Annotated in this window: 22 protein-coding genes; 14 read left to right on the top strand and 8 right to left on the bottom strand. The window is 67.9% G+C overall.

Features of this window, described 5'->3' with window-relative positions; all coding sequences use genetic code 11:
- Positions 1-2,481 (bottom strand): ABC transporter permease, encoded by a 2,481-nt coding sequence (locus tag HH110_RS01640; protein WP_176988026.1) that lies wholly within the window; start codon positions 2,479-2,481, stop codon positions 1-3.
- A gap of 284 nt (positions 2,482-2,765) precedes the next feature.
- On the opposite strand from HH110_RS01640, the gene HH110_RS01635 reads away from it, so the two are divergent.
- Together HH110_RS01635 and HH110_RS01630 are read left to right on the top strand one after the other, a co-directional pair.
- Positions 2,766-4,016: an efflux RND transporter periplasmic adaptor subunit gene (locus tag HH110_RS01635; protein ID WP_176988025.1), complete on the top strand. Its 1,251-nt coding sequence runs from the start codon at positions 2,766-2,768 to the stop codon at positions 4,014-4,016.
- Positions 4,013-4,744, top strand: a complete 732-nt coding sequence (locus HH110_RS01630) for an ABC transporter ATP-binding protein (RefSeq protein WP_342589203.1) — start codon at positions 4,013-4,015, stop codon at positions 4,742-4,744. Before HH110_RS01635 ends, HH110_RS01630 begins: the two co-directional genes overlap by 4 nt.
- Before the next feature lie 3 nt (positions 4,745-4,747).
- Here the strand turns inward: HH110_RS01630 and HH110_RS01625 are convergent, their stop codons facing one another.
- The gene (locus HH110_RS01625; RefSeq protein ID WP_176988024.1) at positions 4,748-7,387 is read right to left on the bottom strand and encodes an excinuclease ABC subunit UvrA; all 2,640 of its coding nucleotides are present in this window, start codon (positions 7,385-7,387) and stop codon (positions 4,748-4,750) included.
- A 73-nt stretch (positions 7,388-7,460) separates the two neighbouring features.
- Positions 7,461-10,022, bottom strand: coding sequence for a methyl-accepting chemotaxis protein (locus HH110_RS01620; RefSeq protein ID WP_176988023.1), 2,562 nt, complete (start codon positions 10,020-10,022; stop codon positions 7,461-7,463).
- A gap of 356 nt (positions 10,023-10,378) precedes the next feature.
- Between HH110_RS01620 and HH110_RS01615 the strand changes: the two genes are divergently transcribed.
- From HH110_RS01615 to HH110_RS01605, 3 genes are all read left to right on the top strand, one after another.
- Positions 10,379-10,522 carry a hypothetical protein gene (locus HH110_RS01615; protein WP_176988022.1) on the top strand — a complete coding sequence of 48 codons (144 nt, stop codon included), beginning with the start codon at positions 10,379-10,381 and terminating at the stop codon, positions 10,520-10,522.
- Positions 10,519-10,722, top strand: coding sequence for a hypothetical protein (locus tag HH110_RS01610; RefSeq protein ID WP_176988021.1), 204 nt, complete (start codon positions 10,519-10,521; stop codon positions 10,720-10,722). The genes HH110_RS01615 and HH110_RS01610 overlap by 4 nt, the downstream gene beginning before the upstream one ends.
- A 124-nt stretch (positions 10,723-10,846) precedes the next feature.
- Complete coding sequence (locus tag HH110_RS01605; protein ID WP_176988020.1) at positions 10,847-11,368, top strand: nuclear transport factor 2 family protein; 522 nt, start codon at positions 10,847-10,849, stop codon at positions 11,366-11,368.
- Here HH110_RS01605 and HH110_RS01600 read toward each other — a convergent pair.
- The gene (locus tag HH110_RS01600; RefSeq protein ID WP_176988019.1) at positions 11,301-12,530 is read right to left on the bottom strand and encodes an MFS transporter; all 1,230 of its coding nucleotides are present in this window, start codon (positions 12,528-12,530) and stop codon (positions 11,301-11,303) included. The two genes, HH110_RS01605 and HH110_RS01600, sit on opposite strands and share 68 nt — an antisense overlap.
- Positions 12,530-13,738, bottom strand: a complete 1,209-nt coding sequence (locus HH110_RS01595) for an MFS transporter (protein ID WP_176988018.1) — start codon at positions 13,736-13,738, stop codon at positions 12,530-12,532. Before HH110_RS01595 ends, HH110_RS01600 begins: the two co-directional genes overlap by 1 nt.
- Before the next feature lie 113 nt (positions 13,739-13,851).
- Here HH110_RS01595 and HH110_RS01590 point away from each other — a divergent pair, with 113 nt between their 5' ends.
- The 7 genes from HH110_RS01590 to accC all read left to right on the top strand — a co-directional run bounded on the left by HH110_RS01590 (position 13,852) and on the right by accC (position 21,091).
- Positions 13,852-14,466 (top strand): TetR/AcrR family transcriptional regulator, encoded by a 615-nt coding sequence (locus HH110_RS01590; RefSeq protein ID WP_176988017.1) that lies wholly within the window; start codon positions 13,852-13,854, stop codon positions 14,464-14,466.
- Between the two features lie 104 nt (positions 14,467-14,570).
- Positions 14,571-17,366, top strand: a complete 2,796-nt coding sequence (locus tag HH110_RS01585; RefSeq protein WP_241696363.1) for a PAS domain-containing protein — start codon at positions 14,571-14,573, stop codon at positions 17,364-17,366.
- A 140-nt stretch (positions 17,367-17,506) separates the two neighbouring features.
- Positions 17,507-18,151, top strand: a complete 645-nt coding sequence (locus tag HH110_RS01580; protein ID WP_176988016.1) for a hypothetical protein — start codon at positions 17,507-17,509, stop codon at positions 18,149-18,151.
- Between the two features lie 147 nt (positions 18,152-18,298).
- The gene (aroQ, locus tag HH110_RS01575) at positions 18,299-18,748 is read left to right on the top strand and encodes a type II 3-dehydroquinate dehydratase (RefSeq protein ID WP_176988015.1); all 450 of its coding nucleotides are present in this window, start codon (positions 18,299-18,301) and stop codon (positions 18,746-18,748) included.
- The gene (locus HH110_RS01570; RefSeq protein ID WP_176988014.1) at positions 18,748-19,170 is read left to right on the top strand and encodes a lysozyme inhibitor LprI family protein; all 423 of its coding nucleotides are present in this window, start codon (positions 18,748-18,750) and stop codon (positions 19,168-19,170) included. The genes aroQ and HH110_RS01570 overlap by 1 nt, the downstream gene beginning before the upstream one ends.
- A gap of 54 nt (positions 19,171-19,224) precedes the next feature.
- The gene (accB, locus tag HH110_RS01565; RefSeq protein WP_176988013.1) at positions 19,225-19,713 is read left to right on the top strand and encodes an acetyl-CoA carboxylase biotin carboxyl carrier protein; all 489 of its coding nucleotides are present in this window, start codon (positions 19,225-19,227) and stop codon (positions 19,711-19,713) included.
- A gap of 10 nt (positions 19,714-19,723) precedes the next feature.
- Positions 19,724-21,091 carry an acetyl-CoA carboxylase biotin carboxylase subunit gene (gene accC / locus HH110_RS01560; RefSeq protein WP_176988012.1) on the top strand — a complete coding sequence of 456 codons (1,368 nt, stop codon included), beginning with the start codon at positions 19,724-19,726 and terminating at the stop codon, positions 21,089-21,091.
- Positions 21,092-21,173: 82 nt separating this feature from the next.
- Here accC and HH110_RS01555 read toward each other — a convergent pair whose 3' ends face one another.
- The 3 genes from HH110_RS01555 to HH110_RS01545 are packed head-to-tail and all read right to left on the bottom strand — an operon-like array spanning position 21,174 to position 23,225.
- Positions 21,174-21,875 carry an alpha/beta hydrolase gene (locus HH110_RS01555; RefSeq protein WP_176988011.1) on the bottom strand — a complete coding sequence of 234 codons (702 nt, stop codon included), beginning with the start codon at positions 21,873-21,875 and terminating at the stop codon, positions 21,174-21,176.
- A gap of 19 nt (positions 21,876-21,894) precedes the next feature.
- Entirely contained in the window at positions 21,895-22,266 is a 372-nt protein-coding gene (locus HH110_RS01550) for a hypothetical protein (protein ID WP_176988010.1), read from the bottom strand.
- The gene (locus HH110_RS01545; protein WP_176988009.1) at positions 22,263-23,225 is read right to left on the bottom strand and encodes a hypothetical protein; all 963 of its coding nucleotides are present in this window, start codon (positions 23,223-23,225) and stop codon (positions 22,263-22,265) included. The genes HH110_RS01550 and HH110_RS01545 overlap by 4 nt, the downstream gene beginning before the upstream one ends.
- Positions 23,226-23,411: 186 nt before the next feature.
- On the opposite strand from HH110_RS01545, the gene prmA reads away from it, so the two are divergent.
- Together prmA and HH110_RS01535 are read left to right on the top strand one after the other, a co-directional pair.
- Complete coding sequence (gene prmA / locus HH110_RS01540; RefSeq protein ID WP_176988008.1) at positions 23,412-24,332, top strand: 50S ribosomal protein L11 methyltransferase; 921 nt, start codon at positions 23,412-23,414, stop codon at positions 24,330-24,332.
- A 30-nt stretch (positions 24,333-24,362) separates the two neighbouring features.
- The gene (locus HH110_RS01535; RefSeq protein WP_176988007.1) at positions 24,363-25,262 is read left to right on the top strand and encodes a DUF3426 domain-containing protein; all 900 of its coding nucleotides are present in this window, start codon (positions 24,363-24,365) and stop codon (positions 25,260-25,262) included.
- Positions 25,263-25,297 lie beyond the last annotated feature (35 nt).

Here is a 25,297-nt window from a genome sequence, read left to right as displayed (position 1 = left end):
TCATTCTGCTCGTAGCGCCAACATGGGTTTGATCTGTGCAGCACGGTAGGCAGGCAGTGCATTGGCCATCAATGCCACCAGTGAGAGCATCAGCGCCACGATCGACAGCGATACCGGATCGAACGGCGATATCCCATGCAGGCGCTCTCGCAGCAGGGCACCGAACAGCAAGGCCACGGGCAGTGCCGCCACCAATGCCCAGCCGACCATCCAGGCGCCCTGCAGCAGCACACTGCGCAGGATGTCATGGCGGTTGGCGCCCAGTGCCTGGCGAACCCCGAACTCGCGCTGGCGCATGGCCACAGACTGCGCAAGCTGGGCGTAGAGCCCCACCGACGCCAGCATCAGGGTGACGCCACTCAGTATCCTGAGCAGCGCGTTGAGGCGCAGCTGATCGATGATCGTGTCCTCGATACGCTGCTCCATCGTCATCGTCTGGGTCAGCATCAGTCCCGCCTGCTGCGCCTGTTGCTGCAGTGCCTTTCCGATCCGCTCGGGATGGTCGGTACGGACGACGAACTCGGCCGAGGACAAAGGCGCCTCCGGGCGCAGCAGCGGAGCCGCGTCGGGAAGATAGATGGTCGGATATTCGTCCTGCTGCGCAAGGGCGCGCTGGCGCACGCGCTCGATGACACCCACCACCACCCGGTCGACCAGTGCGCCTGTCGTGCCATCGGCGACCCGCAGGCTTCGGCCCTGTGGGTCCTGGCCCGGAAAGTACCGTTCGGCAAGGGCACGGTCGATCAGGGCAACCGGCGCGCCCTGCTCGGACTCGATCGCACTGAACGCGCGCCCCTGCAGGATGCGCACGCCCAGCGCATGGGGATACGCATGGCCGGTGTAGGCCAGGTACGCCTTGGGCTGCTCGCCCTGGCCACCGCCGCTGGTGACCGGTCCGGAGAAGGCTTCCAGCGTCACGTTGCGGCTCAAGGGCGCCGACGAGGTCAGCGCTACGGCACGGACCCCGGGCAGGGCCTGTACACGTTCCGTCCAGCTCCGCGCACGCGCCCGCACGTTCTCCGCGTCTGCATCCTCGTCAGCGGCCGCATCTTCCGCACGCGCTGCCTCCCCGCCGCCGGACGTCGCGGACTGAAGCGTGCCGACCAGCAACCCACCCCGGTTGAAGCCAACGTCTTCCTGCAGCAAGGCATCCGAGCTGCGCACCAGCAGCGCCGTACAGAACAACAGGACGAAGGTCACGCCCACCTGCAACATCACAAGCAATCGGCGCAGACGATTCACGGCCGCACTTGCCGTCTGCCCGTTTCCGGTCTGTCGCAGCACCTCGAACACGCTCTGGCCACGGAATGCCCTGCCTGCGGCGAGCAGGATCAGCAGAGCGGTTGCGCACATCACGACGATCGCCAGCAGCGTGACCAGATCCGGGCCGATCACCTGCGGGATATCCCGCGGCAGTACATCCACGCGACGCAGTCCCGCCAGGCCCAGTGGCATCAATCCCACCGCCAGCAGCGAGGCGCCCACCGCGAAGAGGGAGGACTCCATGACAATCTGCAGAAGCCGGCGTTGTCGGGTCGCTCCCACCGCCTCGAGCAGCGCCATCTCCTGGCGACGTCGGATCAGCCGCAGCACGAACAGGTTGTAGACATTCGCGGCCGTCACGGCGAACACCAGCAGCGCCGCCACCAGCATGGAAATCAGCGATCCCTGGCGGCCCTCCAGCCACAGCGAACGCAGCGGTACGGCGGTCACCTTCAGCCCGATCTGGTTTCCAATGTTGGCCAGGGTCGGCACCGCGTAGACCAGCCCCATCATCTCCGAGGCGGCGGCCAGACGGCCGTTGGAACGTGCGAGCTGCGCGATGGCCTTGAGGTTGCCGAATGATCCTGCGTTGCCCAGCGCCGTCTGCTCCTCGCTGAAGGACAGCGGCAGCCAGACGTGCCGACTGCGATCAGGAAACGCGAAGGAATCGTCCAGCACGCCCACGATGCGGTAGGCGACACCATCCAGGTGCAGCTTGTGCACCTCGGTACCCAGGGGAGCATCGAAACGCGCGCGCCAGAAACGGGAAGACACCAGCGCGACCGGTTCCGCACCGGGCAGTACATCTTCACCATTGAACAGCCGGCCAGCACCCGCACGTGCACCGAGCATGCCGAACAACGCAGGCTCCGCCATCACGACATCCAGCGTGCCGGTGATGCCACCCGCAGTGTCGGCGAGGCTGACTTCCCTGGTCTGGTAGCCGGCCACCGCGGAAAGTTCACGACTCTGGCGCGCGATGGTATCCAGATAGGGGATGGACCACCCCAGGTCCATTCCCATCTTGGTCGAATAAGAGGTGAGCTGTACCAGACGCGACTGCGCCGGAAACGGCAACGGTTTCCAAAGCATGCCGTAGGCGACGGTGAATACGCAGGCTGTGATGAAGATCACCATCGCCAGCAGGGCGGTAATCAGCACACTGGAGCCAGGGCTGCGCGTGATCCTGCGCAGCGCGACCGCAAGATCATCGCGCATCGCGGCGCAATTCCCCGGCCAGCGTCATCAGATCATGACGGCATGTCGTCTTGCTGACGCGATGCTCCGCGTTTCCTTCGCAACGTCCATTCACAGCATATTCCATCCCTGGTTCATGCGACGCACTGCGATTCCCAACGTCAGAATCTTCGATTGCGTCACAACTCATGTCGGTAAGAACTGCGACCTGCGGACTTCCCTGATGCAGGTGTTTTTATACTTGACATGCCAATACCCCGCTGTCAAGACTAAATACTGTTCTTCTGTCTGGTACATCTGCGCGCATGGATATCGCACGTCCTGAAATGAAGCAACGGAAGCATCAGCGCAAGCGGATCGTGATTGGGGTCTCTCTTCTTTCTTTCATCGCTGTCGTCGGCGGCGTCGTCGCCCTCAATTCTTCCCACCCCTCCGTGCGGCGTGCGGACATCGTCATCGATACGGTTCGTCAGGGTGAATTCGTGCGATCGGTACGCGGCCCTGGCAAGCTGGTCTCCAGCCAGATGCGTTGGGTGGTGGCCAAGACCGATGCCAGTATCGAGCGCCTGCTGGTCCGCCCCGGTGCCAACGTCAGCGCCGACACCGACATCATCGAGATGACCAATCCCGAGGTCATGGACAGGCTGCTGGTGGCCACTGCCGAGCACGCTGCGGCGCAAGGCGATCATGCCGCTCTCCAGGCACGACTGCAGGGCGAACTGCTGCAGTTGAAGTCGGAACTCTCCAGCACCGAAGGTGAACGCGACTCGCTGCAGGTGGAGGAACAGGCAGCGCGGCGCGCATTGGAAAAAGGCGTGTTGGCGGAGGTCGAATACAAGAAGATCGCCATCAAGCTCCGACAGTATGAACAGGCATTGGGCATTGCCAGGGAGCGGGTGGCGCAATCGGCGTCCAGCATCGGCTCGCAGCTCACCGCGAGCCGGGCCCGCGTGCAGCAGCTGGAGAGCACTGCCCAGCTTCGGCAGGCCGAAGCAGATGGCCTGCGTGTCAAAGCCGGCATGGAGGGTGTGGTCCAGCAGATCACGGTGGAAGAAGGCCAGCGCGTTGCTTCGGGCGTCAACATCGCGCGTATTGCCCGCCCGGGCGAACTGATTGCCGAGCTGAGAATTCCCGAGTCCCAGGCCGCCGATCTCGCGGCCGGGCAGTCGGCGACGCTGGAGATCGGACGCACCAACGTGCCCGGAAAGGTCAGGCGCGTGAATCCGGCGGTCGAAAAAGGCACCATCCTGGTGGAAGTGGACCTTGCCGGCGCGTTGCCGTCCGGCACGCGCGCGGAGCAGTCCGTGGATGGCGTAATCACCACCGACCGCATTGCCGGAACATTGTTCGTCAATCGACCCGTCAACATTCATCCCGGCAGCACCAATCCCATCTATCGCCTGAGCGGAAACGGGGCGGCAAGCCGGGTGGAGGTACGCTTCGGGAAAGATTCGGTCAACGAGGTGCAGGTGCTTGACGGCCTGAAGCAGGGCGATCAGATCGTGCTGTCGGATATGAGCGAGTTCTCCGATTCGAACGAGGTGTCCATCCAGTGAACGCCCTGCCCGACACTGTTCCCTCGGCCGTGGCTGAGCGTCCGCTGCTGCTGTTGCGCGACATCTGCAAGACCTTCCTGACCGACGAGGTGCAGACGAACGCGTTGTCGAGCGTTGATTTCCACGTTGATCGTGGCGAGTTCGTCAGCATCACCGGACCCTCGGGCTGTGGAAAATCCACCCTGATGTCCATTCTGGGCACGTTGGACGTACCTACCTCCGGACGTTATCTCCTGGATGGCGTGGAAGTGGAGGAACTCGATGAGACTGAGCGCGCCTGGGTACGCAGTAGGCAGATCGGGTTCATCTTCCAGGCCTTCAACCTGATCGGTGACCTGAGCATTCTCGAGAACGTCGAGGTCCCGTTGACCTACCGCGACGATATCCCGAAATCGAAGCGGCGCGGGATGGCCATCGCCGCGCTGGAACGGGTGGGCATGGGCCACCGCGGCATGCACTTCCCGGCGCAGCTGTCCGGCGGCCAACAGCAGCGGGTTGCGGTCGCACGTGCGTTGGTCGGCAGCCCTTCGATCCTGCTCGCCGACGAGCCGACCGGCAACCTCGACTCGCACAACGGCGAGGCCGTCATGCAGCTCCTGGAAGAGCTCCATGCTGCAGGTTCCACCATCTGCATGGTGACCCACGATCCCCGTTACTCTGCGCGCGCGCAACGCGAGGTCTACATGCTTGATGGCCGCATCGGCCAGCGACCACCGCGCGAGGCGTGATGCTTACCCGAACCAGCGACGCAGATAGCGGGCGGTCGCGCCCTGCGCGGCACGGCTGACCTGCGCGGGGATGCCTTCGGCCACGATCTGGCCGCCCTCTTCGCCTGCACCCGGTCCCACATCGATCACCCAGTCCGCGTCGGCGACCACGCGCAGGTCATGCTCGACCACCACGACCGTGTTGCCGGCATCGACCAGCCCGTGCAGCTGCGTCATAAACTTGTCCACGTCGGCCGGATGCAGACCGGTGGTCGGCTCGTCCAGTACATACAGGCTGTTGCCGTGCTGGCTGCGCTGCAGCTCGGTGGCCAGTTTGATGCGCTGCGCCTCGCCACCGGACAGTTCCGTCGCCGGCTGGCCCAGGCGCAGATAGCCCAGGCCGATATCCCGCAGCAGCTGCAGCGGGCGCTGCACCGGCGGCTCGTCGGCGAAGAAGGCCAACGCCTCCTCGACTGTCATCGCCAGCACCTGCGCGATGTTGCGGCCGTTCCACTGCACTTCCAGCGTCTTGGCGTTGTAGCGTTGGCCATGACAGGTGGGGCACGGCGCGTAGACGCTGGGCATGAACAGCAGTTCGACATGGACGAAACCTTCGCCCTCGCAGGTCTCGCAGCGCCCGGCGGCGACGTTGAATGAGAAACGACCCACGCTGTAGCGGCGCGCCTTGGCCGCGCGCGTGCCGGCGAACAGCTTGCGCACATGATCGAACAGGCCGGTATAGGTGGCCAGGTTGGAGCGGGGCGTGCGACCGATCGGCTTCTGGTCGACGTTGACCAGACGCTTGATCGCCTTGGCGCCGTTCAACCGGCCGCGGGTACGTTCGATGCGGCTGGGCTGCGGCAGTTCGCTGTCGTTTTCCTCGATCACCGGCTCCTGCCCCAGGTGTTCGCCGACCAGCTCGACCAGGGCCTGGCTCACCAGGCTGGACTTGCCCGAGCCGGACACGCCGGTCACCGCTGTGAACGCGCCCAGCGGAAAGCGCGCGTCCACACCATGCAGATTGTTGCGATGGATGCCCTGCAGGCCCAGCCAACCGGACGGCGCCCGCGGCGTGCGGCGTGGTCCGTGATCGTCCTCGAACAGATACGGCGCGGTCACCGAGGCCTTGATGGCGCGCAGGCCTTCGGGGGGGCCGCTGTAGAGCACCTGGCCGCCGTGCTGGCCGGCGCCCGGGCCGACGTCCACCAGCCAGTCCGCGCGGCGCAGCATCTCCAGATCGTGCTCGACCACGAACAGCGTATTGCCGCCGGCCTTGAGCTGCGCCAGTGCGTCGTACAGGGCCTCGCCATCGGCCGGATGCAGGCCGGCAGTCGGCTCATCCAGCACGTACACCACCCCGAACAGGCTGGAGCGGATCTGCGTGGCCAGGCGCAGGCGCTGCAGCTCGCCCGGCGACAACGTCGGAGTGGCGCGATCCATCGACAGATAGCCCAGGCCGAGCGACTGCAGCGTGCCGATCCGCTCGACCAGATCATGCGCGATGCGCTGGGCGGCGATGCGTTTCTCCTCGGACAGATCCGGCGTGCGGCGTACGTCGCTGCCGCCGGCATGCGCGTTGCCGCCGGCCGCCACGCGCTTGGCGGTGGCCTGGCGGCCGGCGCTGCGGCTGCGCATGGCCGTGGCCTTGGGCGCATCGAAGTGGCCTTCGGCGGCTGGCCGCAGTGCCTGCGCCATGGCGCTCAGCGGCAGCTGTGACAGGGTGCCGATGTCCATGCCGGCGAACGTCACCGACAGTGCCTCGCGCTTCAATCGACGGCCATCGCAGACCGGGCATTGCGCGCCGATCATGTAGCGCGCCACGCGTTTCTTCATCATCGCGCTCTGCGTGGTCGCAAACGTATGCAGCACGTAGCGGCGCGCCCCGCTGAAGGTGCCCATGTAGCTGGGCTCTTCCTTGCGGCGGAGGGCAGCGCGGGTTTCGGCCGGGGTAAAGCCGGCATAGACCGGCACCACCGGTTGTTCCTCGGTGAACAGGATCCAGTCGCGCTGCTTCTTGGGCAGGTCGCGCCAGGGAACATCCACGTCGTAGCCGAGCGTCACCAGGATGTCGCGCTGGTTCTGCCCGTGCCACGCCGGCGGCCATGCGGCGATGGCGCGTTCGCGGATGCTCAGCGACGGATCGGGCACCATCGACTGTTCGGTGACTTCATAGACGTAGCCCAGGCCATGACAGTTCGGGCACGCCCCCTGCGGTGTATTCGGCGAGAAATCCTCGGCGTACAGCATGGGCTGCCGTGCCGGATAGGTACCGGCACGCGAGTACAGCATCCGCAGCAGGCTGGACAGGGTGGTGACGCTGCCGACGCTGGAGCGCACGCTGGCGGTGCCGCGCTGCTGCTGCAGGGCCACGGCCGGCGGCAGGCCTTCGATGGCATCCACATCCGGCACGCCGACCTGGTCGATCAACCGGCGGGCATAGGGCGACAAGGATTCCAGGTAACGCCGCTGCGCCTCGGCGTAGAGCGTCCCGAAGGCCAGCGAGGATTTCCCCGAACCGGAAATGCCGGAGAACACCACCAGCGCATCGCGTGGAATGTCGACATCCACGTTCTTGAGGTTGTGTTCGCGTGCGCCCCGGACCCGCACGAAGGCATCCGGGGCAGTGCTGGGCGACGGGCGGCGCGGGCGCGTGGATGTCTTCATAGGTGAAGAATAGCGAACCACAGCGCCGGCTCACCGCCGGTGAAGACCGGTGAGCACCGCGTTGACGCGACGGTCAGGCTACCGCCGACATGCGCGCCCCCGGCGTCGGCATCACCAGGAACGCATCGACGGCGTCGCCCAGCACGGTCGCCTGCCGTTCGAGCGCGCGGGCCGAGGCGGACGCCTCTTCGACCAGCGCGGCATTCTGCTGGGTGCTGCCGTCCATCTGCAGCAGGGTCTGGCTCACCTGCTCGATGCCCACCGTCTGTTGCTGCGACGCCGCTGAAATACTTGCCATGATCGCGGTGACCCGCTGCACGCTGCCGACGATCTCGCCCATGGTCGCGCCCGCGCTGTCGACCTGCCGGGTGCCGGCGTCGACCTTCTCGACCGACGCCTCGATCAGCTGCTTGATCTGGCGCGCGGCATCGGCGCTGCGTTGTGCGAGCAGGCGCACTTCGCTGGCGACCACCGCGAAGCTGCGCCCCTGCTCGCCCGCGCGTGCCGCTTCCACGGCGGCGTTCAGGGCCAGGATGTTGGTCTGGAACGCGATCCCGTCGATGACCCCGGTGATTTCTCCGATCCGGCGCGAGGACAGCGCGATGTCGGCCATGGTGGTCACCACCTGCGCGACCGATTCGCCGCCGCGGGCGGCGACCTCGGCAGCGCGGATCGCCAGCAGGTTCGCCTGCTGCGCCGAGTCCGCGTTCTGCCGCACGGTGGCGGAGAGTTCTTCCATCGAGGAGGCGGTCTCTTCCAGGTGTGCCGCCTGGCGCTCGGTGCGGTCGGACAGATCATGGTTGCCCGCGACGATCTCACCGGAGGCGGCGTTGATCGCCAGCGAGGCCTGCTGGATGCGCGCGACGATGTCGGTGAGCTGGATGACCGTGGCGTTGGCATCGTCCCGCAGCCGCGCGAACACGCCGTGGAAGTCGCCCTGCATGCGCACGCGCAGATCCCCCTGCGCCAGCGCCGAGAGCAGGCCCTGCACGCCGGACAGGTTGCTCTGGAAGGTATCGAGCAGGTGGTTGATGCTCAGCGCCAGGGTCTTCACGAAACCCTGTTTGCCCTCCACTGCGATCCGCCCATGCAGTTCGCCGCGGGCGGCCGCATCGACCAGCGCGGCCACTTCATTCTCCACCGTGGTTTCCAGCGCGCGGCTGCGCCACTCCACGGCGGCACCGAGCAGGTGGTCGTGCTCCACGATCGGGGTGATCACCAGCTGGTAGCGGATGCCCGCGTGCTCGATCTCCCGGCTGGCACGCTGGCCGCCCTGCAGCGTGGGCAGCAAGGTGACGAAAGCCGGATGCAGGGCGGCGGCGGGTTGGCCGCTGCAGTCCTCGTGCACCAGCCGCAGTTCGGTGAGCAACGCCTGGTTGAGGAAGCCGATCCGCCCTTCCCCATCGAGCACCATCACCCCGGTCTGCGCACTGTCCAGCGCCTGGCGGGCGCGGGTGTTGTCGCGCGCCACGGCGCGCTCGGCCTCGATCCGCTCGCGCAGGCGCTGCTGCATGTGGCGCAGGCGCGCAGCCAGCTGGCCGATCTCGTCGTGCGGATTGTGGATGGTCAGCACGGTGTCGAGACGATCCTCGGCGATGTCCTCGGCGAAGCGCAGCGTATCGGCGATCGGCCGACGGACCGCGCGCAGCACCAGCAGCAGCGTTGCGATCAGCACCACCGCCACCAGCAGCAGGGTCAGCGCGAACACGATGCCCATGGTGCTGGCACGCGCGGCCTGCCGCTCGCGCGCCGCCGCCAAGGCCTGCGTCTGTGCCTGCTGCAGCGCCTGCAGACCCGGGCCGATCTGGGCGGCGGTCTCGCCCAGTGACTGCGCCTCCACATCCAGCCCGATACGGGCGGCGGTGTAGGCCAGCAGCGCGCCCTGGTAGGCATCCATCTGCGTCCGCAACGTCTCCTGCGCTTCTACGCCCAGGCGCGCGTCGGCCAAAGACAGATCGAACGGCAGCTTCTGCTCGCTGGCGCGATCGGTATGCGCCGACTCCCCGGTGAGCAGCAGCAGGCTCTCCTCGCGGCGCATCTTCTGCAGCTGTGCGATCAGCGCGGGACGCGCGCTTGCCTCCACGGTGGCTTCCAGCGATGCAGCCGCTGCCTCAAGTTGCGCGCGCAGGCCGGCGTCGCCGCGCCCCATTTCGTCCACACGGGTGTTGAGGGCCGCAATGCCTTCCGCGAAGTCACCGGCGCGGGCGGACACCTCGCGCAGCGCATCGGCGCTGCCGGCGTCGTGGGGATCGCGCTGCAGCTGGGTCAGGGTCGCCTGCAGGCGCTGCTGCGCCGTCTGCAACGCCTCGCGGTCGGCGTCATCGAAGGTGGCGGCATAGCGGGTCTGCAGCCGCCGTGCATCGGCGATCTCGGTGGCCAGCGTCGCGGCCAGCGCCGCCTCCTGCTGGTGCGCGGCGAACGCCTCGGCCGCGCGCTCGGTATCATGGCGCGTCCAGCCGTACGCCATCGCTACCGCGAACAAGCCCAGGCAGCAGATCAGCAGACTGGCCGTCAGTTTCCGTGCGACGCTGAGACGGCCGAGCGCGGCAAGCCGGCGCAGGGGGGAAAAGCGGACTCGATAGCGGTCACCCAGGCGGGTGACGAACAACGACAGGCGGCGGGGGACGGCCGACATCACGTACTCCAGGCGGAAGGACGCATCGATATCGGCGGGTTCGCGGTGAACTTTAGCGCCGATCTCAACGCGCGCCCCTGGCTTCGCCGGAGGCTCCCGTTGTAGGGGAGCCAGACGACGAAGTGATGACGATCCGGCGACGAGCGCCGTACGACGGCTGCCCACCTTGGCGGGGCGCGCGGCGGTCCGGGGCACATGAACGTGCGACAGTGCAGGAAGGGACAGCACCTTCACGGCGATTGCGTTGAACTAGCACTGGGATCGCGGCCGGGGCCGCTGCAGGACCGGGTGAGCCCTCTACCGCACATCAGGTTGATCACGACGCTTGACGCCATACCGCACGGAGAGACACCGCCATGAATGCCGCCTTCAAGATCTTTCTGCTCGCCGGTGCACTGCTGTACGGCCTGCCGGGGCTGGTGTGGTGGGTGAACCATCGGCGGGCAAAGCGCGCCCGATTGGCCCAGGGCGGGGTCAGCGTCGAGGCCCGCGCGCCATGAGCGGCGGCACCGGTACGAACGCGGCAACCCACCTGACAGAAGAGCAGCGGCAGATCCTGCGCGACATCAACGCCACGCGTCCGGTCAGCGATGAAGCGGCCAACTGGGCCGTCAAGGCCGGCTACGCGGCCCAGGCGGAAGATGGCGACATCGACCTGACCCAGGCCGGCCGCCAGCGGGTGGACTCCAGCACCCTGTAACGGGCCGGGGCCAATGTGCCCTCTGCCGAGCCCCGTACGTCATCCTTCCGAATGACACTTGAAGGGCCCCCCGCCCCGTGCGAAAAGTGGTGCCCACTCTGGCCCGATGGAAGCAGGCACCCCGATGAGGCACTCCCCCGCTGCGTTCGCCGTCGTGCTCGTGGCTGCGGGCATGCTCGCGCCCGTGTCAGCGCACGCTGGCGAGGAAGCCGTGGACGCAGCCGCCCTCACGCGCACCGTCACCGCGCTGGATGATCAGGTCTTCGACGCTTACAACCGCTGCGACCTGGATACCTTCGCCGGCTACTTTTCGCCGACCGTCGAGTTCTATCACGACAGTGGCGGGGCCACCTTCGATCGCGACACGGTGGTATCCAATACCCGGAAGTACATTTGCCACAAGGTCCGCCGCGAACGGGTTCCGGGGACGCTCAAGGTGTACCCGATCAAGGATTTCGGCGCGATCGAGGAAGGCGAGCACCGCTTCTGCGAGGTCGCGACCGGCAACTGCGAAGGCAGCGCGAAGTTCGTGATGGTCTGGCAGCACAAGGACGGGCAATGGCAGCTCACCCGGGTGCTCAGCTACGGCCATCGCGCGTTGACCGAGGCTGAGAAGGCGGCGCTGGAGACGACGGGAACAAGGTAGTGCCTGAGCGGCCAGCAATGCATAGCGCCACTGCGGCAACCGCGAAGCCGCTGGTGAGCCAGAGATTGGCGGTCAGGCCGAGGCGATCCAGCGCTTGACCGCCCAGCCACGCCCCGGATGCGATCCCGACATTGAAGGCACCGACATACAGTGCGGAGGCGACTTCGACCGCCCCCGGCGCCGCCTTCATCATCCACGTCATCAAGCCCACCGACACCCCGCCGTAGGCCAACCCCCACGCCAGCAGCGCCATGGCACCGCCCAGGCGCGAATCGCCGATGGACAGGAACAGCAACGGCGCCAGCACCAGACCCGCTGCGATCAACGACACCGTCAGTCGGGTACGTCGTGCCGCCACGATACCGGACAGGAAATTGCCGGCCATGCCTGCGGCGCCGTAGCCGAACAACAACGGCCCGACCCAGCGCGCGTCGAACCCCGGGACGGACAGCAGCAGCGGCCGAACGAAGGTGAAGGCGATGAAGTGTCCCGCGACCAGCAGGAAGGTCAGCATCAACCCACGCTGCAGCGCGCGGTTGCCCAGTTGATGACCGAACTGGCGCAGGGTCGTCGTGCCGGACGGCGGCAGACCAGGGATGACGGCCAGATGCAGGGCGAGCACGGCGGCACCCAGCAGCGCCATGCTGCCGAACGCCCAACGCCATCCCAACAGCTCCCCGATCAGCGCGCCGAGTGGAACGCCCAGCACGGAAGCAGCCGCCACGCCGCCAAAGATGAGCGATGTGGCCAGGCCGACCGATCGGGTTGCCACCAGCCGCACCGCCAGGCCGCCGGCAATCGCCCAGATGCCTCCCATGCACAGCCCGACCAGCACGCGGGCCGCCAGCATCCAGCCCAACGTGGGTGCGAAGGCCGCGCCCAGGTTCGCGATCACCAGCAGGCCCAGCAGCGCGCACAGCAGCGAGCGCCGATCCAGTCCGCCCGCGCTGATCACCACCAGCGGTGCGAACAGCGCGGCCAGCAGGGCGGGCAGCGAGATCATCAGGCCCGCGGTGCCGGTGCTCGTGTCCAGCGCCTCGGCGATCGGGGTCAGCAGGCCGACCGGCAGCATCTCCGTGGTGACGACCGAGAAGGTCGCCAGGCTCACCGCGGTGACCGCCCACCACGGGTGGCGGGGTGTCGATGGCGCGTGCGCCTGCATCAGCAGATCTCCAGGGTGCGTGAATCGCGCGGACGCAACACGCCGTGCGCGATCGCCGCCGCCAGCAGCACCGCGCCTCCTGCACACAGCGCCACCAGGTACCCAGCACGCGGCCCGTGTGCATCCACCCCGTAACCGGAGATCGCGGCGCCCAGCGCCACGCCCACGTTCAGCGCCGCCAGCAGCCAGGTCATGCCCTCGGTGAGCTGGCGCGGCGGCACCTGCTGCTCGGTCAACGACATCGCCACGATCATGGTGGGGGCGAAGAACACGCCCGCCACGAAGACCGTCACGGCCAGCGCGCCGATGCTTCCCACCAGCAGCAGCGGCAACGTGGTCACCGCGGTCGCGATCCCGCCCAGCAGCAGCAGGCGGCGCAGGGGCGTCTGCAGGGTGAGCGCACCGAACAGCACGCCGGACAGGCAGGAGCCGGCGGCATACGCGCACAGCACGATGCTGGCGGCAGCGGGCTGCCCAAGGTGTGCGGCGAAGGCGACGCTGACGATATCGACGGTGCCGACGATCACGCCCATGGCGACCATCAGGACGGCCAGCCACCGCACGCCGGGCAGACGGATGACGGACGCAGCAGGCGCGGCATTCCGTCGTGCCGCTTCGACCGGGGGCTCGGTCCTGCGCTGCGCGATCAGCGCAGACGCGCCGATCGGCAGCAGCACGGCCGCGGCAAGCACACCCGCCTGCGGCAGCACGGCGACCGCCAGGCCGACCGACAGCGGCGGCCCGGCGATGAAGGTGACTTCATCGAACACGGTTTCCAGCGCGTACGCCCTCTGCAGCTGCGGTTGCCCGCGGTAGATCGCGGTCCAGCGCGCGCGCACCATCGCCGACATGCTGGGCATGGCGCCGGCCAGCAAGGCGCCGAAGAACAGCAGTGCGGCCGGCGCCGCCCACCACGATGCGCCGAGCAGGAGCAGCAGGCCGAACACGCTGACGCCGGTAGCCACCGGCAACACCCGGCGCTGCCCGTGCCGGTCCACCAGACGGGAGACCTGCGGTGACAGCAGCGCGTAGGTCAGCACGAAGGTAGCCGCCACCGCGCCGGCCAGCGCATAGCTGCCGCGCACCTGGGCGAGCAGCGTGATGATGCCGATGCCGGTCATCGGCAAGGGCAGCCGCGCCAGCAGGCCCGCCAGGGCGAAGCCGGTGCTGCCCGGCGCCGCGAACAGCGCGCGATAAGGGTGGGTCATGGGTTGGTTCACCCGCTCTCTTTCAATTTACATACACATCGTATGTTTAAAATCCTATATACATACGCTCCGGATGTAAACCAGCGTCCGCCCCCGCATCCAAGGAGAGGCCGATGGCCCGTCGTACCCGCGCCGAGATGGAGCAGACCCGCGCCACCCTGCTGGCGACCGCCCGCGCGGTCTTCAGCGAGCGGGGCTACGCCGATACTTCGATGGACGATCTCACCGCGCAGGCCGGCCTCACCCGCGGCGCCCTCTACCACCACTTCGGCGACAAGCAGGGGCTGCTCGCGGCGGTCGTCGATGAGCTCGACGCGGAGATGGACGCGCGCCTGAAGGCGATCTCCGACGCCGCCGTGGACCCGTGGGAGGGATTCCGGCTGCGCTGCATCGGGTACCTGGAGATGGCCCGCGAACCCACCATCCAGCGCATCGTGCTGCGCGATGCGCGCGCCGTGCTGGGCGGTGCCTCGCCGGAATCACAGCGCCACTGCATCGATTCCATGCAGCGTCTGCTGGCGCACCTGATCGATCTGGGTGTGGTCGCCGACGCCCATCCGCAGGCCCTCGCCTCCCTCGTGTACGGCAGCCTCGCCGAGGCGGCGTTCTGGATCGCCGACGGCGACGATGGCGATGCGCGGCTGGCACAGAGCGGGGTTGCGCTGGAGCTGCTGCTGCGCGGGCTGCGCTGCAGCGCGCCGACGTCCCCAGGCAAGCTGCCCGCCTGACGGCTTCACAGCTCGCCTCGCGCCGATACCCTATGGTGTCCGCCCCGCGCCGCCTGCCGTCCCGAGGCCGGTGCATCCGACCCCCTGCCGACCGCGAGTACAGCTTGAGCTCTTCACCTTCCCCCGGTTCCCACGGCGAGCGTGATGCCGAGCGCGTCAGGATGGCACTGGCCGCCGGTGCGATCATCGGTACCTGGTTCTGGGATGTTGCCCAGGACAGCCTGACCGTCGACGATGCCCTGGCCCTGGCCCATGGCCTCGACCCGGCGCTGGCCCGCACCGAGCTGCGCCTGGAGCAGGTCGTGTCCGCCGTCCACCCCGACGACCGCGCCGGCCTGGCCGAGGCGATTGCCGAAGCGGTCCGCCGCGGTGGCCGCTACGCCCACCAGTATCGAACCCGCGGCGCCGACGGCGCCTATCGCTGGATCGAGGCGATCGGCCGGGTAGACCTCGACGCGCACGGGCAGGCCGTCGGCTTCCCCGGGGTACTGATCGATATCGATGAGCGCCGCCGGGTCGAAGCGGAGCGCGACCAGGCCCAGACCCTGCTGCGTTCCTTCGTCGAAGCCGCACCCGGCGTGGTGTACGCCAAGGACCGGCAGGGCCGGATGCTGATCGGCAACCGCGGCACCACCGAGCTGATCGGCCTGCCGCCGGAGATCTACGTCGGCCGCACCGACGCCGAGCTGCTCGGTGACCCTGCCCAGGCAGCCATCGTGATGGCCACCGACGAGCGCGTCATGGCCAGCGGGCAGACCGAGCAGCTCGAAGAAGAAGTGAGTTTCCCCGATGGCCGGCGTGCGCATTGGCTGTCGACCAAATCGCCCCTGCGCGACGCCGACGGTGTGGTGGTGGGGCTGGTCGGCACGTCACTGGACATCACCGACCGCAAGGCCGCCGAGGCCCGCCATCTGGAAGTGGAGGAGCGTTATCGGCTGGCCGCCCACGCCACCAATGATGCCATCTGGGACTGGCGCATCTCCGATGGCCAGGTCATCTGGAACGAAGCACTGACCACCCTGTTCGGCCATGCGCTGAGCGAGACCAGCGCGCAGTGGTGGCTGGATCACATCCATCCGGACGACCGGGCGCGCGTGGACAGGGACATCCATGCCGTGATCGAGGGCGGTGGAACCGCGTGGAACAGCGAGTACCGGTTCCGTCGCGCCGACGGCAGTTTCGCCTCCGTGCTCGATCGCGGGACCGTGCTGCGCGGCGGCGTGGGCGAGCCGCTGCGGATGATCGGCGCGATGCTGGACCTGACCGTCCGCCAGGCGGCCGAAGCCGCGCTCGCCCAGAGCGAGGAACGCCTGCGCTTTGCCACGGAGGCCGGTGACATGGGCTTCTGGGATGTGGACCTCGTGCGCGACGCGCTGATCTGGCCGGCGCGGACGAAGGCGATGTTCGGCATCTCGCCCGAGGTGCCGGTGTCGATGTGCGACTTCCATGACGGGCTGCATCCCGACGACCGCGCCGCCACTGTCGCCGCGTTTGCGGCGGCCGCCGACCCGGCGCGGCGCGCGCTCTACGACGTGGAATACCGCACCGTCGGCAAGGAAGACGGCGTGGTGCGCTGGGTCGCGGCGAAAGGACGCGGGCATTTCGAGGGCGACCGCTGCGTCCGGGTCGTGGGCGTGGCGATCGAGATCACCGCGCGCAAACTGGCAGATGCCCGGCTGCAGGAATTGAACGAGCACCTGGAGAGCCGGGTGCTGGAAGAAGTGGCGCAGCGCACGCGCGTGGAAGATGCCCTGCGCCAGAGCCAGAAGATGGAGGCGGTGGGCCAGCTGACCGGCGGCATCGCGCACGACTTCAACAACATGCTTGCCACCGTGATCGGCCCGCTGGACCTGCTGGCGATGCGGATGGGCGACAGCGATCCGCGCGCCAAGCGCTACATCGACATGGCCATCGACGGCGCGACCCGCGCCGCGCAGCTCACCCAGCGCCTGCTGGCGTTTTCCCGGCAGCAGCCGTTGCAACCGGTGCCGTTGGATGTGAACCGGTTGGTGGCCGGGATGTCGGACCTGCTCGTGCATTCGCTGGGCAGCAGCATCCGCCTGGAAACCGTGCTGGCCGCACAGGTCTGGTGCACGTTCGCCGATGCCAACCAGCTGGAGAACGTGATCCTCAACCTGGCGGTCAACGCGCGCGACGCACTGCCCGGTGGCGGGCGCCTGGTAGTGGAGACGGCCAACTGCATGATCGCCGCCGATGACGGTGCCGCAGCGGCAGAGGTCCCCGAGGGCGAGTACGTCCGGATCACCGTGGCGGACAACGGCAGCGGCATGCCGCCCGAGGTCATCGCCAAGGCCTTCGATCCGTTCTTCACCACCAAGAAGGTGGGGCAAGGCACCGGCCTGGGCCTGTCCCAGGTGTACGGCTTCGTCAAACAGTCGGCCGGCCACGTGAACATCGATTCGACCCCGGGACAGGGAACAACGGTGACCCTGTATCTTCCGCGCCGCAGGGTGGATGTCGCGCCATCGCCCCCGGCCGGAAGAGAGGACAACCGCGCCCTGAGCGGGGGTCGGGAACTCGTCCTGGTCGTCGAAGACGAGCCCGGCGTACGACAGTTTTCCGTCGAAGCGCTGACCGAACTGGGCTACCCGGTGCTCGCGGCCGAGGGAGCCGCCACGGCGCTGACCCTGCTCGACCGCCATCCCGACATCGCGCTGCTGTTCACCGATGTCGTGATGCCGGAGGTCAACGGGCGGCAGCTGGCCGATGAGGCGCTCAGGCGGCGACCGGCACTGAAAGTGCTGTTCACCACCGGGTACAGCCGCAATGCGCTGGAGAACGATGGCGTGCTCGACCCCGATGTCCACCTGATCGGCAAGCCGTTCACGCTGGAGGAACTGGCGTTGCGGGTGCGGGCGGTGCTGGCCGAGGTGCGCTGAGCGCGATACGTTGCACGCCGATGCGCAGGCATTCACGGCGTGCCTGCGCGCCGCACGCGATGATGGGTGCTCAGCAGCCGGGTGCCGCATGCCTTCTGGCAGCGCCGGTACCGGAGCGCTCGACAGACTGCGGAAGCGTGATGATCCAGAACCTCGTCCACTATGCGCCCTTGATCACGGCGGCCATGACCTGCGTGACCGCGTTGATCTGGATCGTGTATCTCAGCGTCTTCCTGCAGAGCTACCGACGCCAGCAGCGGCCGTCGATATTGATCACCTCGGGCGCTGGGAAGGACCTGGACGCCCACTGCTTCGTGACCAACCTGGGCCTGGAGCCGGTCTACCTGCTGGATGTGGTGATCGACCTGATCGACCCCGACGGCAACGTGGTGCGCGCCGTCATCCCGGAGCGGAACGAGCGATGGAGCGAGGGCCCAGAGGAAGACGACGATGCGCGTCGCGCGACCAATGTCGGCACCTTGAGCAGCGGAGGAGAGCGCGACCTGGGACGGTTCCGGACCCTGATCGAACGCGCGTGCACGGAAAACCCCGCCATCCGCAGCGGAACCGCCTTCAACGGACTGGAGGTGACGGTTGTCGCGGTCACCGCGAGCCAGGCCGAGCTCTGCGGCGCCTCACGCTGCTACCAGATCGACCATCCGGCCGAGGGCAAGCCGCTTCTTCGCGCCCAATCCATCAAGGCGCGCCAGCTGCAGGGGTACTTCGCCCGCAAGAACCTGACGCGGTTGCTGACCGCCCAACTGCGCATCAGCGATCCAGCCTGACCGGCCGCCGCGGGGACGATGACATCCTGCTGCCGCAACGATCCCCGCCGAATTTCAAACGTACGCTTGAAACACGCGTAACTTCGTCGAACTGGACACGATCCACCAGTTCCGCCAGACTCCGCCCTTTCCTGTTGTTCGGCACCCATGGCGAAACTGCTGGTCCTGCATGGCCCCAACCTCAACCTGCTCGGTACGCGCGAGCCGGGCGTGTATGGGCACACCACGCTGGGGCAGATCGACCAGGCCCTGCTGGCCCAGGCGCAGGCCACCGGCCACGCCGTGGAGGCGCTGCAGTCCAACGCCGAGCACGTGCTGGTGGACCGGGTCCAGGCGGCCCGTGACGATGGTACGGCCTTCATCCTGATCAATCCGGCGGCGTTCACCCATACCTCGGTGGCCCTGCGCGATGCGCTGGCCGCGGTGGACGTGCCCTTCATCGAGATCCATCTGTCCAACCCGCATGCACGCGAGCCCTTCCGCCAGCACAGCTATTTCAGCGACAAGGCGGTCGGGGTGATCTGTGGGTTCGGTGCGGACAGCTATCGCTATGCGATGGATGCGGCGCTGACCCGGCTGGCGGCCGCCTCCGCGTGATGACACTGCCGCGTGTCCTCGCCAGCGTCGTGCTGTGGGGCTGCCTGTGTGGCGCCGCCGTCGCCGGCGACCGCGAGGATGAGGGCATCGACTGTGCGCACCCGGTCACCACGATGGAGCGCGACCTGTGCGCCTCGGACGTGGCGGCCGCCGCCGACGTCGAACTCAATGCTGTGTACGCGCAGGCGCGCCGGCAGCTGCGCTCCCCGGCCGACGGCGGTGCCTGCAGCTGGTGCGGCAACGCCGAGCAGCAGCTGGTGCTGGCCCAGCGCGCCTGGGTCGAACTGCGCGACCACGACTGCGACGCGGTGTACCTGTTGAATTCCGACGGCTCGGCCCGCAATGGCGCGCAGATGCGCTGCCTGACCACCCTCACGCGTGACCGTATCCGCCAGCTGCGCGACTTCTACGAATTGCTTTGACCCGAGCGCACCGCGCTTCCCACCACACTGACACCACGAGCTAAAGAGGCCCCTATGGATCTCCGCAAAATCAAGAAACTGATCGACCTGCTGGAAGAGTCGAACCTCGCCGAAATCGAAATCAAGGAAGGCGAAGAGTCCGTGCGCCTGTCGCGCGCCCCCGTCTCCGGCTACGGCATGGTGCAGGCCCAGCCGCAGATGATGATGGCCCCGGCCCCGGCACAGCCCGCGGCCCCGGCGATGCCGATGCAGTCGCCGACCGAAGCCTCCACCGGTGGCACCGCCAAGGCCGGCAACGCGCTGCCCGATGGCCACGTGCTGCGCGCGCCGATGGTCGGCACCTTCTACTCGTCGTCCTCGCCGGACAAGCCGGCCTTCGTGTCGGTCGGCCAGGCCGTCAAGGCCGGTGAAACGCTGGCGATCATCGAAGCGATGAAGATGTTCAACCCGATCGAAGCCGATGTCTCCGGCACCATCGTCGCCATCCTGGGCGAAAACGGCCAGCCGGTCGAATTCGACCAGCCGCTGTTCGTGATCGGCTAAGGATTAGTCCATGCTCGACAAAGTCGTTATTGCCAACCGAGGGGAGATCGCGCTGCGCATCCTGCGCGCGTGCCATACCCTGGGCATCCGCACGGTGGCTGTGCATTCCACGGTCGACCGCAACCTCAAGCACGTGGCCATGGCCGACGAGTCGGTCTGCATCGGTCCGGCACCGTCCTCGGAGAGCTACCTCAACATCCCGGCCCTGATCGCCGCGGCGGAAGTCACCGACGCCCAGGCCATCCACCCGGGCTACGGCTTCCTGTCGGAGAACGCCGACTTCGCCGAGCGCGTGGAAGAATCCGGCTTCATCTTCATCGGCCCCAAGGCCGACACCATCCGCCTGATGGGCGACAAGGTGGAAGCGATCCGCGCGATGAAGGCCGCCGGCGTGCCGTGCGTGCCCGGCTCGGGCGGCCCGCTGACCGACGACATCGTGGCCAACACCAAGATCGCCCGTGAGATCGGCTACCCGGTCATCATCAAGGCCTCCGGTGGCGGTGGCGGCCGCGGCATGCGCGTGGTGCATGCCGAAGCCTCGTTGAAGGCGGCGATCGAGACCACCAAGTCCGAAGCCAAGGCCGCTTTCAGCAACGATCAGGTCTACATGGAGAAGTTCCTGGAGAATCCGCGCCACGTGGAGATCCAGGTGCTCGCCGACGGCCAGGGCAACGCCATCCACCTCGGTGAACGCGACTGCTCGATGCAGCGCCGCCATCAGAAGGTGGTGGAAGAAGCGCCGGCACCGGGCATCACCACCGAGCTGCGCGATGAGATCGGCAAGGTCTGCGTGGAAGCCTGCATCCGCATCGGCTACCGCGGCGCGGGTACCTTCGAGTTCCTGTTCGAAGACGGCCGTTTCTACTTCATCGAAATGAACACCCGCGTGCAGGTGGAACATCCGGTGACGGAGATGGTGACCGGCATCGACCTGGTCTGCGAGCAGCTGCGCATCGCCGCCGGCCAGAAGCTGACCATCAAGCAGAGCGACGTGGTGCTGACCGGCCACGCGATCGAGTGCCGCATCAACGCCGAAGACGCCGAAACCTTCGTGCCGAGCCCGGGCCAGATCACCGCCTTCCATCCGCCGGGTGGCCCCGGCGTGCGCGTGGATACCCACATCTACAGTGGTTACCGCGTGCCGCCGAACTATGACTCGATGATCGGCAAACTGATCGTGCACGGCCCGGATCGCGAGACCGCGATCGCGCGCATGCGCGTGGCGCTGAGCGAACTGGTCGTGGACGGCATCAAGACCAACGTCGCGCTGCAGCAGCGCATCATGCGCGACAAGGGCTTCCAGGCCGGTGGGCAGAACATCCACTACCTGGAAAAGCGCCTGGCCGAACGCAAGAACAAGTCGATCGCGCTGACCTGATCGACGCGCTCGCGCGGGACGCTGGACAGCAGAAAGGCGGGGATTTCCCCGCCTTTTTGTTTGCCTGCGTTTTTCCGCTGCCCTATCCGAGCCCGCCCATGAACTGACGCACCACGTCGGCGGCCGCCTTCGGGTTGGCCTGCAGAAGCAGATGAGGGCCCGCCACGGTGTGCTGCTGTGCCTGCGGCAGCAAGCGTGCCCATTCGTGCTCCGCCCGCGCAGGCAGGAGGCGGTCATGCGAGGCCTGCAGACACAGCATCGGCACTGCGATGTCGGGCAGGGCCGCACGCGCATCAACGTCAAGCACGGCACGCAGGCGCGCGCGCAGGACCGGAACAGTGACCTGGGCCAGCGCCTTCCGCAGGCCGTCCCGCAACGCTGGCGTTGCCCAGCGACCCAGCAGCCACCATGACAGCGCTGGCGACGGCATGCCCCGCATCGGCACATACGGCAGCAGCGGGCGCAGCGCGCGCCCGGCGGGCCAATGCGCGCGGGCAAAGGTCGTGGAGAGGATCAGCCCCTGCAGTCGCGAAGGCGCAGCGGCGGCGACGGTCAGCGCCAACGGCCCCGAAAACGACTCCCCCAACAACACGAACGGCGCATCGCGCGGCAGCGCCGCCTGCACGAAGGGCAACAGCGCGGGGTAATCGAGAGGAACATCCCGCGGGTAGGCGATGACCGAGGTGGCCACGCCCCGCGCGGCCATCGCATCGATGAAGGCGGTATGCAGCGTGCCGGTGGCATCCATGCCCGGCAATACGATCAGCGCAGGCAGGTCGGACACCGCCGCCCCTGTCTGGCTGTCACTTGGCGGTATCCGCCGCAGTGACCTGCGAGTTCTTCACCGGCTCCACGCCCAGCGACGAGGTCGGGTCCATGATCACCATCGTTTCGGTGGAGCCATCCGGCCACACCACCTGGAAGGTGCTGCCGGTGGGCAGCGAAGCGAACGGCATGCCACTCTGCGCGCGATACACCGCAGCGACCTGGCTGGCACCGGCGCGACGCACTTCGGCATCGGCCTTCACCGAGGTCAACTGCACTTTGGACAGGCTTCGGTAACGATCGTCATAGGTATCGATCATCACCAGGCCCACCGCTCCGGCCGAGTACGCGACAAACAACGCCACCCAGAACCAGAATTTGGCACCGTGCAGAATTCGACGGTAATTCATCGCCCATTCCTCTGCTTGACCAGCTCTTCGACCAACACGTTCATTTTCCCCGCACCTTGCCGCGATACCGCAGCGTCATACACAAAAGTGGCAAAGTCCTGCCCACCGTCCTGCGAACAGATCCCTCCGTTCGCGCAGAAATTATTCATCAGCACGCTGTCCGGCCCGCAGGCCATGCCCAGCTCGCAGGCGGCCAGCCGCCAGGCCAGTTCGCTGAACTGATCGCCGGCCACCAGGCCGCTCATCGCGTTGTCGCCACTGGCACGCTGGCCCATGCCCGGCGCCAGCGCCATGTAGGCTTCCGGATCACGCGAATCCATCACCCGCTCGACCAACCCGCGGCGATAGCCCGGCCCGGTTTCCAGCGGCTGGCCCTCGGCGAACAGCGAGGCCTCGGCGGCGAGGTTGCCGGCCTTGGCCGCCTGCAGCCGCTGCGCCAGGATCAAGGGCCGGCCCAGGTTGTCGCTGCTGACGAAGCCCGCGCAGCGCCGCGAGACGCGCTCGCGTGCAGCGACCATCGGCGCCGACGCGCTCATGCCCATACCGGTCAACAGCGTGTTGTCGAGCTGATAGCCGCCCGGGTCCATCGCATACATCGCGCAGTAGTCGTAGACGCGGCTGACCATCCACCCGGCCTCGGCGTTGCCGTTGGCCGCCTGCAGCTGCAGGCGCTGCGCATAGGCGAACAGGTCGGTGTCGCCTTCGATATCGGCCCGCAGGTCCAGCGGCAGGCCGGACGCCACCGCCGTGCCGCGCTCGCTGCCGAGCAGGCGCCGGGCCAGTTGCCGGGCTTCGGCCGGGACCGCGTTGGGGGCGCTGCCGGCCTGCGGCTCATCCATATGCGACGAGGACGGATCGGCGTGCAACACCCGATCGCCCGCGCGATAGCCCACCACCCCCAGCAACGCCAGGGCCGGTACGACCAGCAACCAGGTTTTCAGGGTCGGCACGAGCGCCATGGGCAGAAGTCACACGCTGTCCGTGATGGACAGCAGGAGTTCAAGTTTAGCAAGCGGCTGCAGCGGTGTCTGAACCAGCCGTCGGGCCGATCTTACCGGCCGGCGAGACGAGCGTCCGGCGGCACGGCCGGGACCATCGCCCCGCACTGGTCTAACATGCACGGTTTTCCGCCGGTCCCTGCCCCCATGCCCTTCCTGGAACTCACCCTGCACTGCACCGAAGCCACCCAGCCGCGCTATGAGAATGCGCTGGACGACGTGGGCGCGCTGGCGGTGACCCTGCTCGATGCCGATGCCGATTCCAGCAACGAGCGCGCGATCCTGGAACCGGGCGTGGGCGAGACGCCGCTGTGGAACGACCTGGTGCTGACCGCGCTGTTCCCCGGCGATACCAATGCGCTGGCCCTGCTGGCCGCGCTGGACGCCTTCGACCCGGGCCTGGACTGGGCCAACGCCAGCTTCCGCGCGGTGGCCGACGAAGACTGGGAACGCGCCTGGATCGACCAGTTCCAGCCGATGGCCTTCGGTGATCGCACCTGGATCGTGCCGTGGAATCATGAGCTGCCGGAGACCGCACAGGCCGACGATGCTGCCGTGGTCCGCCTGGATCCGGGCCTGGCGTTCGGCTCGGGCACCCACCCGACCACCGCGCTCTGCCTGCGCTGGCTGGACGGCCTGGCCGCCGAGGGCGCGCTGGCCGGCACCACCGTGCTCGATTTCGGCTGCGGCTCGGGCATCCTCGCCCTGGCCGCGCTGAAGCTGGGCGCGGCCCGCGCGGTCGGCGTGGACAATGATCCGCAGGCGGTGCTCGCCACCGGCGACAACGCCGAGCGCAACGGCCTGCAGGACCGCGTGCAGGTCTATCTGCCGCAAGACGAACCGCAGGCGACGTACCCGGTGGTGGTGGCGAACATCCTTGCCTCGGCACTGGATGCGCTGGCCGATGTGCTGGCTGCGCGCGTCGCCCCGGGTGGTCGCATCGCGCTGTCGGGCATCCTGCACGGGCAGGAAGGGGAACTGCTGGAGCGCTACGCCCCGGCCTTCGAGCAGCTGGCCGTGGCGCAGGATGGCGACTGGATGCGCATCACCGGCGTCCGCCGTGCTTGAATAGCCTGTCTCCTGCCCGGTCCCGTGCCCATGTCCGAGCCTCCGATGCCGCCGCGACGCCCGATCGCCACGTTCCTGCGTCCGTCCGCGGAGGCGCCGGCCAATCCCGCTGAGCCGGTGTCCCTCTCCCACGAGGAGACGCCTGCGGCGTCGACAACGTCCATGGACGATCGCATCGCACCGCTGGCGGTGGAACAGGTGATCGACGCCCAGCCGGTGCATGCGCCGCAGCCGTCCGTGTCGCAGACCCGATTTGGATTCGCCGACGAACGCGCAGCCGATGTCGAACATGCGTACGCCGGCGAAGCTGCACCGGCCGCCGGGACCGGGGCGCCGTCGCACCCGCTGCCGGATGACGTGCACGCCCACGATGAGGACGCGCGCGGCCCGGCCACCGCTGCCCTGCCGCCGGCCGAAGCGGTCACCACACCCAGTTTCCTGCGCCTGCCCGGTGCACGCCTGCGCACGCCACGCTGGCAGTGGGGCATGGTGGCCGGGCTGGCTGCCGTGCTGCTGGTGCAGATCGCGGTGGCGGACCGCGCACGGCTGGCCGCCGATGCCGGTACCCGCCCGTGGATCGCCGGGTTGTGCAGCGTGCTGCGGTGTTCATTGCCGGCGTGGCGCGAGCCGGCGGCCTTCAGCATGCTCAGCCGTGATGTACGCCCGGTGCCGGGCCAGGCGGGTGCGCTGCAGGTGCAGGCGAGCATCCGCAACGACGCGCGGTGGGCCCAGGCCTGGCCGTCGCTGCGGCTGTCGCTGTCCGATGCCGATGGCCGCGTGATCGGCACCAATGTGTTCGCGCCGGCCGACTATCTGGATCGCGCGATGGACCCCGCCGCCACGCTGGAACCGGGACAAAGCGCACAGATCAGCTTCCGCGTGCGCGAGCCTGCAGCGTCTACCGTCGCATTCACCTTTGAGTTCCTCTGAGGCATCGCCGGGGCCGCCGGAGCGTGGCAGGCAGC

Origin of the sequence: Stenotrophomonas sp. SAM-B (assembly GCF_013387485.1) — a bacterium.
In the GTDB taxonomy this organism is placed as follows: Bacteria; Pseudomonadota; Gammaproteobacteria; order Xanthomonadales; family Xanthomonadaceae; genus Stenotrophomonas; species Stenotrophomonas maltophilia_AA.
The sequence above is the reverse complement of the archived record's forward strand: the minus strand, read 5'-3'. Positions and strand labels throughout refer to the sequence as shown.

Coding starts and splice junctions, on each gene's coding strand:
- HH110_RS01610 (WP_176988021.1), top strand. CDS start 10,519: ATGAGCGGCGGCACCGGTACGAACGCGGCAACCCACCTGACAGAAGAG.
- HH110_RS01550 (WP_176988010.1), bottom strand. CDS start 22,266: ATGAATTACCGTCGAATTCTGCACGGTGCCAAATTCTGGTTCTGGGTG.
- HH110_RS01640 (WP_176988026.1), bottom strand. CDS start 2,481: ATGCGCGATGATCTTGCGGTCGCGCTGCGCAGGATCACGCGCAGCCCT.
- HH110_RS01635 (WP_176988025.1), top strand. CDS start 2,766: ATGGATATCGCACGTCCTGAAATGAAGCAACGGAAGCATCAGCGCAAG.
- HH110_RS01615 (WP_176988022.1), top strand. CDS start 10,379: ATGAATGCCGCCTTCAAGATCTTTCTGCTCGCCGGTGCACTGCTGTAC.
- HH110_RS01620 (WP_176988023.1), bottom strand. CDS start 10,022: ATGTCGGCCGTCCCCCGCCGCCTGTCGTTGTTCGTCACCCGCCTGGGT.
- HH110_RS01625 (WP_176988024.1), bottom strand. CDS start 7,387: ATGAAGACATCCACGCGCCCGCGCCGCCCGTCGCCCAGCACTGCCCCG.
- prmA (WP_176988008.1), top strand. CDS start 23,412: ATGCCCTTCCTGGAACTCACCCTGCACTGCACCGAAGCCACCCAGCCG.
- HH110_RS01590 (WP_176988017.1), top strand. CDS start 13,852: ATGGCCCGTCGTACCCGCGCCGAGATGGAGCAGACCCGCGCCACCCTG.
- HH110_RS01580 (WP_176988016.1), top strand. CDS start 17,507: ATGATCCAGAACCTCGTCCACTATGCGCCCTTGATCACGGCGGCCATG.
- HH110_RS01535 (WP_176988007.1), top strand. CDS start 24,363: ATGTCCGAGCCTCCGATGCCGCCGCGACGCCCGATCGCCACGTTCCTG.
- HH110_RS01545 (WP_176988009.1), bottom strand. CDS start 23,225: ATGGCGCTCGTGCCGACCCTGAAAACCTGGTTGCTGGTCGTACCGGCC.
- accC (WP_176988012.1), top strand. CDS start 19,724: ATGCTCGACAAAGTCGTTATTGCCAACCGAGGGGAGATCGCGCTGCGC.
- HH110_RS01595 (WP_176988018.1), bottom strand. CDS start 13,738: ATGACCCACCCTTATCGCGCGCTGTTCGCGGCGCCGGGCAGCACCGGC.
- accB (WP_176988013.1), top strand. CDS start 19,225: ATGGATCTCCGCAAAATCAAGAAACTGATCGACCTGCTGGAAGAGTCG.
- HH110_RS01605 (WP_176988020.1), top strand. CDS start 10,847: ATGAGGCACTCCCCCGCTGCGTTCGCCGTCGTGCTCGTGGCTGCGGGC.
- HH110_RS01570 (WP_176988014.1), top strand. CDS start 18,748: ATGACACTGCCGCGTGTCCTCGCCAGCGTCGTGCTGTGGGGCTGCCTG.
- HH110_RS01600 (WP_176988019.1), bottom strand. CDS start 12,530: ATGCAGGCGCACGCGCCATCGACACCCCGCCACCCGTGGTGGGCGGTC.
- aroQ (WP_176988015.1), top strand. CDS start 18,299: ATGGCGAAACTGCTGGTCCTGCATGGCCCCAACCTCAACCTGCTCGGT.